This is a genomic window from Acinetobacter sp. WC-743 (assembly GCF_000335555.1).
Classification (GTDB): Bacteria; Pseudomonadota; Gammaproteobacteria; order Pseudomonadales; family Moraxellaceae; genus Acinetobacter; species Acinetobacter bereziniae.
Map to the genome: position 1 here is coordinate 87,123 of NZ_AMFQ01000009.1, position 8,465 is coordinate 95,587.

8 protein-coding genes and 1 pseudogene are annotated in these 8,465 nt (G+C 39.4%); 5 read left to right on the forward strand and 4 right to left on the reverse strand.

From position 1 onward, the window contains the following. Positions 1-136: 136 nt before the first annotated feature. Positions 137-1,798 (forward strand): energy-dependent translational throttle protein EttA, encoded by a 1,662-nt coding sequence (ettA, locus tag ACINWC743_RS01100; protein WP_004825504.1) that lies wholly within the window; start codon positions 137-139, stop codon positions 1,796-1,798. Between the two features lie 42 nt (positions 1,799-1,840). Here the strand turns inward: ettA and ACINWC743_RS01105 are convergent, their stop codons facing one another. Then, positions 1,841-2,200, reverse strand: coding sequence for a tetratricopeptide repeat protein (locus ACINWC743_RS01105; RefSeq protein WP_004825502.1), 360 nt, complete (start codon positions 2,198-2,200; stop codon positions 1,841-1,843). Positions 2,201-2,767: 567 nt separating this feature from the next. Further along, positions 2,768-3,526, reverse strand: a complete 759-nt coding sequence (gene hisF / locus ACINWC743_RS01110) for an imidazole glycerol phosphate synthase subunit HisF (RefSeq protein WP_004825500.1) — start codon at positions 3,524-3,526, stop codon at positions 2,768-2,770. 114 nt (positions 3,527-3,640) lie between these two features. Between hisF and ACINWC743_RS01115 the strand changes: the two genes are divergently transcribed. The 3 genes from ACINWC743_RS01115 to ACINWC743_RS01125 are packed head-to-tail and all read left to right on the forward strand — an operon-like array spanning position 3,641 to position 5,673. After that, a complete protein-coding gene (locus tag ACINWC743_RS01115) occupies positions 3,641-4,591 on the forward strand; it encodes a homoserine kinase (protein ID WP_009584001.1) in 951 nt (316 codons plus the stop codon). Positions 4,592-4,610: 19 nt separating this feature from the next. After that, positions 4,611-5,246 carry a DUF1294 domain-containing protein gene (locus ACINWC743_RS01120; RefSeq protein ID WP_009583976.1) on the forward strand — a complete coding sequence of 212 codons (636 nt, stop codon included), beginning with the start codon at positions 4,611-4,613 and terminating at the stop codon, positions 5,244-5,246. Positions 5,247-5,280: 34 nt separating this feature from the next. Next, positions 5,281-5,673, forward strand: a complete 393-nt coding sequence (locus tag ACINWC743_RS01125; RefSeq protein ID WP_035299960.1) for a DUF4870 family protein — start codon at positions 5,281-5,283, stop codon at positions 5,671-5,673. Positions 5,674-5,739: 66 nt separating this feature from the next. On the opposite strand, the gene ACINWC743_RS01130 is transcribed toward ACINWC743_RS01125, so the two are convergent. Beyond that, on the reverse strand, positions 5,740-6,660 hold the full coding sequence (locus ACINWC743_RS01130; RefSeq protein ID WP_009583987.1) for a DMT family transporter: 921 nt from the start codon (positions 6,658-6,660) through the stop codon (positions 5,740-5,742). Between the two features lie 155 nt (positions 6,661-6,815). Here ACINWC743_RS01130 and ACINWC743_RS01135 point away from each other — a divergent pair, with 155 nt between their 5' ends. Then, on the forward strand, positions 6,816-7,109 hold the full coding sequence (locus tag ACINWC743_RS01135; protein ID WP_004825489.1) for an antibiotic biosynthesis monooxygenase family protein: 294 nt from the start codon (positions 6,816-6,818) through the stop codon (positions 7,107-7,109). A gap of 61 nt (positions 7,110-7,170) precedes the next feature. Here ACINWC743_RS01135 and ACINWC743_RS01145 read toward each other — a convergent pair. After that, a pseudogene (locus ACINWC743_RS01145) lies at positions 7,171-8,391 on the reverse strand (IS256 family transposase). Positions 8,392-8,465 lie beyond the last annotated feature (74 nt).

Consider the following 8,465-nt stretch of genomic DNA (forward strand, 5'->3'; position numbering starts at 1 on the left):
GCGCAGACTGAGTGAGTTTGAGTTGCAAGTGGATATAAACAAAACCATGTTTTTGTTTATCAAGTCGCTACAGATGACATTCGAGTAAAGCCTATTCGCATTTTGCGAATTTTTATTCATTATAGAGGAGTCCTACGTGGCCCAATATATTTACACGATGAACCGTGTGTCGAAGATGGTTCCGCCTAAACGCGAAATCTTAAAAGACATCTCTTTATCATTTTTCCCAGGTGCCAAAATTGGTGTGCTTGGTTTAAACGGTGCTGGTAAATCTACTTTGCTCCGTATTATGGCTGGCGTAGATAAAGATTTCTCAGGTGAAGCTCGTGCACAACCAGGTATTAAAATCGGTTATCTAGAGCAAGAACCACCATTAGATCCAAATAAAGATGTCCGTGGTAACGTTGAAGATGGTTTACGTGAGCCATTGGATGCCTTGGCACGCTTAGATGAAGTTTTTGCTGAATACGCAGCAGAAGATGCTGATTTTGACGCACTTGCAAAAGAGCAAGAGAAATTAGAAGCAATCATTCATTCTTGGGATGCCCATAACCTGACCAATCAAATGGATCAGGCAGCCGCTGCATTAAATCTTCCTGCTTGGGATGCAGATGTAACTTTGCTTTCAGGTGGTGAGCGTCGTCGTGTTGCACTATGCCGTTTATTGCTGTCTAAGCCAGATATGTTATTGCTGGACGAACCGACGAACCATTTGGATGCAGAGTCTGTATCTTGGTTAGAACGTTTCTTGAAAGACTTTGCTGGTACAATCGTGGCGATTACCCATGACCGTTATTTCTTGGATAACGTGGCAGAGTGGATTCTTGAGCTTGACCGTGGGCATGGTATTCCATACCAAGGTAACTATTCGTCTTGGTTAGAGCAAAAAAATGCCCGTTTAGAGCAAGAACAAAAGCAAGAAGAATCTTTTGCTAAAGCATTGAAAAAAGAACTTGAATGGGTTCGTTCAAATGCCAAAGGTCAACAAAAGAAAAATAAAGCACGTATGGAGCGTTTTGAAGAGCTTAACTCGCGTGAGTTCCAACAACGTAATGAAACTTCAGAGATTTATATTCCACCTGGTCCACGTCTAGGGAATAAAGTGGTTGAAGTTGAAGGCATCAGTAAATCTTTTGATGGTCGTTTATTGTACGAAAATCTAACCTTTACTGTGCCACCTACAGCGATTGTGGGTATTGTGGGTCCAAACGGGGCAGGTAAAACCACCTTATTCCGTATGATGACAGGTGAGCAGCAACCTGATACAGGTACTGTGACACTGGGTGAGTCTGTTAAAGTCGCCTATGTTGGTCAGATTCGTGACACCTTAGACAACAATAAAACAGTTTGGGAAGAAGTTTCTGGCGGTTTAGATATCTTAAGAATCGGTGAATACGAGATTGCTTCTCGTGCCTATATCGGTCGCTTTAACTTTAAAGGTCAAGATCAGCAAAAACGTGTTGGAGAATTATCTGGTGGTGAACGTAACCGTTTACAACTTGCTAAGATTCTTCAAATGGGCGCAAACGTGATCTTACTGGATGAGCCATCAAACGATTTGGATATCGAGACTTTACGTGCGCTAGAAGATGCGATTTTAGTCTTCCCAGGTACAGTGATGGTGGTATCGCATGACCGTTGGTTCCTCGACCGTATTGCAACGCATATCTTGTCATTTGAAAATGAACAGCCAGAGTTCTACGAAGGTAACTATGCCGAATACGAAGCGTATCGCTTGGCTCGCTTAGGTGATGCAGCTGTGCAGAAGCGTACTAAATACAAAAAAATTGGTGGCTAAACACTGATTTTACTGTAAAAAACCAGCTTTCGAGCTGGTTTTTTATTGCAGGTAAGCATGGTGAAGTTGATTTTGCGCTTCGATATGTCCTTGATTGGCTGCAAGTAACAACCATTTTCTGGCTTTATATTGATCAGGAGACAGTCCCAGTTGACCCTGTAGATAAATCATTCCGAGTTTATATTGTGCTTTACTATAACCTTTCAATGCGGCATGTAAAAAATACCAAATCGCATTACGCTGATAGGTATAAACGCGCTCATGACGATGTAAATCATAATGCACACTATAGTGATTATTCAGGGCGAGATGTTCATAACTGGTTGCACGATGATAAATATGCATGGACTCAGACATCCCAAATAAGACATGCCGATGTGTATAATCGTATGAATAAGTCATGAGCTGATTAATCCTCCTTATTTATTTTTATTAACTCCATCATCAACTACAAAATTTAAGGCTTATTTCAATCAAGATTAAATGAAATAAAAAGAATATGAAATACCTTAGGTTCATGATTTTTTTTCATAGTAAAAATACTGGAAAAATAAAGGAGTTTCAGTAAATAGGGTTAATTGCCTGATTTATATTGAAGGATCGGCTTATTTTAAGACGCTGATATTAAAAGTGGAAATGTGACTATTTTCATTTATTTTATCATTACTGAGTGAATTCTCTATTTAAAAATCATGACAAATAAATTGTAAAATTTTATTTGAAAATAAATATTATTAATTGATTTCTTTATGTTGTTTTAATTTAGACTTAATAAAGGTGATATAAAACCATGAATAACTCATCACTTTAGAATGCTTTCATTTTCTTATTCAATAGAGCATTCGAAATAAAATAAGCGCTCAATACAACCTTCTCCCAGTGGAAGAAGGCGTTTTCAGCATGATGCAGTATGTTGATTGAAGTATGAGATTATTTATATAGTTTTTAATCTAGATAAAACGTTATTCATCACAGACGCATTTCAATCCCTTGTTCTGCGAGATATTGTTTTGCTTCAGGAATCGTATATTGACCAAAATGGAAGATTGAAGCTGCCAATACCGCATCTGCTCCACCTTTTAAAATACCATCTGCTAGGTGTTGTAAATTACCTACGCCACCAGAAGCAATCGTTGGAATGGTGACACGATCATTGATTTGGCGCATGAGACCAATGTCATAACCGGCTTTGGTTCCATCAGCATCCATAGACGTAACCAATAGTTCACCTGCACCGTATTCCGCCATTTTTACTGCCCATTCAATGGCATCAATCCCTGTAGGTTTACGTCCACCATGAGTGAAAATTTCCCACTTATTTTCCGCAGTTTTTTTGGCATCAATCGCAACGACAATGCATTGTGCGCCAAAGCGCTGAGACGCTTCTTGTACAAACTCAGGGTTAAACACGGCAGCGGAGTTAATACTGACTTTATCAGCGCCTGCATTTAACAATAGGCGAATATCTTCAACTTTACGTACACCGCCACCGACAGTTAAAGGGACAAATACACTTTCCGCCATACGTTCTACAGTGCGATAAGTCGTATCACGACCATTGGAGGTTGCAGTGATGTCTAAAAAAGTAATTTCATCGGCACCTTGTTCATTATATCGTCGAGCTACTTCTACAGGATCACCTGCGTCACGAATATCAAGAAATTGAACACCTTTCACCACACGACCATTATCTACGTCTAGGCAAGGAATAATACGTTTAGCGAGCATAATTTTTTCCAAAAAATAACAGTCGATGATGAAACTTCGTGACTTAGCTATAGCACCACAATAGCCGAAGCGGTTATTCTATCAAACTTATGTAAGTTTTTTCGCAGGTTTTCTATGTCGGTTTATACCACTTTGAGTTTACAAGAAGTTCAGGTCTTTGCAGCACCTTATGGATTAGAGGTGGTTGAGCTGAACCCAATTCAAGGCGGTATCCAAAATACCAACTATTTTATCATTTGTCGTGATGGAACACAGTTTGTTTTAACCTTATTTGAAAATATGGATGCGCAAGCGGCAGGTGAGTTAATTCCTGTGTTAGAGCATTTAGGCGAATATGGGCTGGCTGTCCCTGTACCTCTCAAATATGAAGGTCAATCTATTCATACGTTGAAGGATAAACCTGCGCAGATTGCACCACGTATGATCGGCAAACATCCTATGCCATCAAGCATTGCTCAAGTTGAACAGATTGCGATGGCTCAGGCAAAGATGCATATTGCATTAAAAGATTTTCCACTACAGCGCAAAATCGCCCGCGATCATGACTATTGGTACAACGTGGCGAAACAAATTAAACCGACTTTAAGTACAGCCGATAAAGCGCTACTTGATAATCTCTTGGGATTGTATCAAGCATTAACACAGATGTATCCAAATAGACCTAAAGGTTGGATTCATTCAGACTTGTTTCGCGACAATACGCTGTTTGAAGGGGACAACCTCAAAGGAATCCTTGATTTTTATGAAATGAATCAAGATGAATTGTTGTTTGATGTTGCCATTACATTAAATGATTTTTGTACCGAATATCCTGAAGTTACTTTAAATGAAGCCAAGGCAATGGCATTTTTAAATGCTTATAGTTCAGTTCGTCCACTGACTGAAGATGAAAAGGCATGTCTAGAATTATATTTGGCAATGGCGGCAGGACGCTTTTGGATGATGCGTTTGCAGATTGCACAAATCAATGCTGAATCAGCTCGAACAGGCGATGATATCTTGCAGAAAAATCCACAAGAAATGCGTAATATGTTGATTGAAAGATTGAAATTTGTAACAGCTTAATAAATGTGTGGGATAAAAAATGCGTGATCAAGGTCGGTTAGTTGAGTGGTTTGATGACAAAGGCTATGGCTTTATTCAACCCAATGATGGACTAAAAGAGCGTGTATTCCTGCATATCAAAGACTTTGCGCAAAAAGGTCCACGTCCGATAGTGGGCTGTGCACTTGAATATGTGGTGCAGTTAGATGGACAAGGACGTTATAAAGCCAAGCAAGTGACTTATTTGAAAGCAACTCAAACTGTTCATGCCAAAACAAATCGAACCAGTCAGAATAAACTGAATGCCCAAAAAACCTCCTCATTACAGCCGATGCAAATCATATGTATCGTTTATATAGTGGCTTTGGCAATCTTAAGTATAAGTGGTTTATTAAATGGTATGATTCTGCTTTTTGTCAGTATTATCAATGTCATGACTTATTGGTTCTATGCACAGGACAAAGAAGCTGCACAAATCAATCAGCGTCGGGTGCCTGAAAATACCTTACATATTTTAGCCTTTTTAGGCGGCTGGCCCGCTGCATGGTTGGCACAACAACGCTTACGACATAAAACACAAAAACAACCTTTTCGAAAGATCTATTTCTGTACCATAGTCTTTAATATTTTATTGATTTTATGGTTAATTTCACCTTTAAATGTATTCCACATTTGATGTGAATTCGCCAAGTTTTAAAAAAGGGCTTGCGATGAGTAATTATGTCGATTCAAACAATAGTAAATCTCTCACCTTAATCTTATACATTCTTTACATTATTGCGATTTTCTCCGCTGGAATTCTAGCAATTGTTGCATTGATTATTAATTACGTAAAATTAGATTCTGTTCGAGGTACGATTTTTGAAAGCCATTTTAAGTGGCAAATCAGAACATTTTGGTGGTACTTGATCTGGACCATCGTTGCATTTATTCCATTTCTTTTTCTCTTTTTCACTATGGATAATGTCAACGCATTTGCAGGTGTAGCACTCAGCGCTACAGTGTTTTGTGGTGTGACTTTATTTCTTTCTTGGATATGGATTGTTTATCGAGCGATTCGAGGGATTATCGTTTTGAATGATGATCAAGCTTTACCGCTATAAACCTGACTAAAAATTGAAAGAATGACTGAAGTAAAAAACAGCGCTTACCCTGAAACGCTGTTTTTTTTATATGGTGTGAGTACTTTTTTGATGTTGTTTTCTGTTTAAAAATCGAGGTCTCCATTCGCTGACGATAACGCCCAAAACCACAAGTAATCCACCAAAAAGTGCAACTAAGGGAAGGCGTTCACCTGCAATTCTGCCAAATAATGCTGCCCATACAGGTTCGCCAGCATAGATCACTGCTGCTTGAGATGGATCAACTGAACGTTGTGCCCAATTCATGGTCAGTTGCAATATAGAACTGGTCAAGCCTAATCCTACTGCCAGTATAAGCAGTTCCCACGAAAAGGCGGGGATATGATGTTCTCCAACAAAGGGCATTGATGCAAAAGATAACACTGAGGCAAAAGCCAACTGAATGACAGTCACTCGCTGAATGTTCACTTTCCCTGCAAAGTAACCAATCAAAATAATTTCCATTGCAATCGCAAAAGAACCGAGTAGGGTTACAATTTGCCCTGTATTGAGATTGATTTGGTTGAAGCCATTGCCTGTTAAGAAAATTAACCCGATAAATGCCAGTAAGACGCCTAACCATGTCATCACGTGAGGTCTTTTACGAAAAATCAGCCAAATTAAGATGGGTACCAAAGGGACATACAACGCCGTTAAAAATGCAGACTCACTACTACTGATGGTTTGCATTCCTACGGTTTGTGAGCCATAACCTCCAGCAATCATGCTGCCAATCAGTGCCCCAGCAATAATTTCTTTTAGATGAATGCCTCTGAGATATTTATATGACAATAATCCGACAGCGATGGTTGCCGCTGCAAATCGGCAACCTACGAAGAACATTGGAGAACTATAATTCAAGGCATGATGCACAACGACAAAAGTACCTCCCCAAATCATAGTCATGATGATCAGGGCAATCTGAGGTATTTTCGATTTTAAAAATAAAGCAAAGGGAGAGGATGACATAAAGAACAAGAGAGCAAAAGAAAGCATCGCTATTTTACGCGAAAGCACAGAATTATGCTGATGTTAAGTTTGGTAATAAATGAGAGGCGATCATTAAATTGTCACCTGAAAGCGTTATACTTTAACTATTAAAATATGCTAAAGAGAAATAAGCCATGGTCATTGAACAAGCTTTATTTCATATTATTGAGGGTCAGCAATCGGCTTTCGAAAAGAAATTTTATGAATTATCCGACATTTTTAGAAATGCACAAGGGTGTGAAAAATTTAAATTGATTCGTGGAATAGAGAATAATCAACAATATATTCTACAAATTCACTGGACTGATTTAAAAGCACACACAGATGTTTTTATGAAAACAGAAGAATTTAAACATTGGTTTAAGGCTTTAAAACCCTTTTTGGCACAAAAAATAGAAATGCAGCATTTTGAAAATACATTAGTTTAGATTTTTGTTGTGATTGAAGGAATAAAAAAGGAGCCTGTAAAAACTTCTGTGTAAATGTCGCTTAAATGAAAGCGTCTAAACGACCTTCAAATTCGATCATAAACCGACTCATAGCAGCACGCCAATCCCGAATTGGCATATTCCACTTTTTTGATGCAGCTTCAATTGCCAAATAGATTACCTTTCTGACCGAGTCATCGGTTGGAAAGAGCTTACGCTTCTTGATTGCCTGCCGAATCACACTATTTAGTGATTCAAACTTGCGGAGCAATACTCCTCAGGTGGTGTAAATCGCTTTACGAATATCTGCTGGATAAGCAAACAAGGTATTTAGGTTCTGCCAGTGCCCGTACCAAGATTTGCTAATCTGCGGGTATTTATCATCCCATGTGCTCGCAAAGACTTCTAATGCCTGCAAGGCAGACTCTTCAGTAACAGCTTGATAAATACGCTTCAAGTCACTGGTGACGGCTTTATAGTCCTTCCAACTCACATATTTCAAACTGTTGCGTACCATGTGGATAATACATAGTTGAATGCGTGTTTGTGGGTAGACGGTAGTAATCGCATCAGGAAAGCCTTTCAAACCATCTACACAGGCAATCAGAATGTCTTGTACACCACGATTCTTTAGTTCTGTTAGAACGGACAGCCAGAATTTGGCACCTTCATTCTCGGCGATCCACATACCCAGCAGTTCTTTGTGACCCTCAAGGTTAACACCCAATGCTAGAAAGACAGCTTTGTTAATAACGCTGTTGTCCTGTCTGACCTTCACCACAATGCAATCAAGGTACACGATGGGGTAAATGTTATCGAGTGGGCGATTCTGCCACTCAATCACTTGCTCTTTAACCGCATCTGTCACCTTGGAAATCAAACTAGGAGATACATCTGCATCGTATAGTTCTTTGAATGTACTGACGATTTCACGGGTGGTCATGCCTTTGGCATACAGCGATAGGATTTGGCTATCCATGCTGGTGATTCTGGTTTGGTGTTTCTTCACCAATTGTGGTTCAAATGTACCATCACGATCACGTGGGGTATTCAGCTCAAACTCACCATCACCCGTGAGTAGTTGCTTCTTACTGTAGCCATTACGTGCATTGCCTTTGGCACTAGGTGGTGACGCTCATGCCCTAAATGCTCGTGAGTTCTGCATTTAGGGCTGTTTCAACGGTAAGTTTCTTTAGAGCTTTACTGAATTCATTCAGGTCAGAATCTGTTTTTAGGTTTTTGGCAAATTCTTTTGCAGTGCCATCAATTGACTGTGATCCATTGTGGATGTCTCCATCTATCCCTATTACAGGGTACTAAGATTTGGACATTTACACAGTTTTATTTACAGGCTCG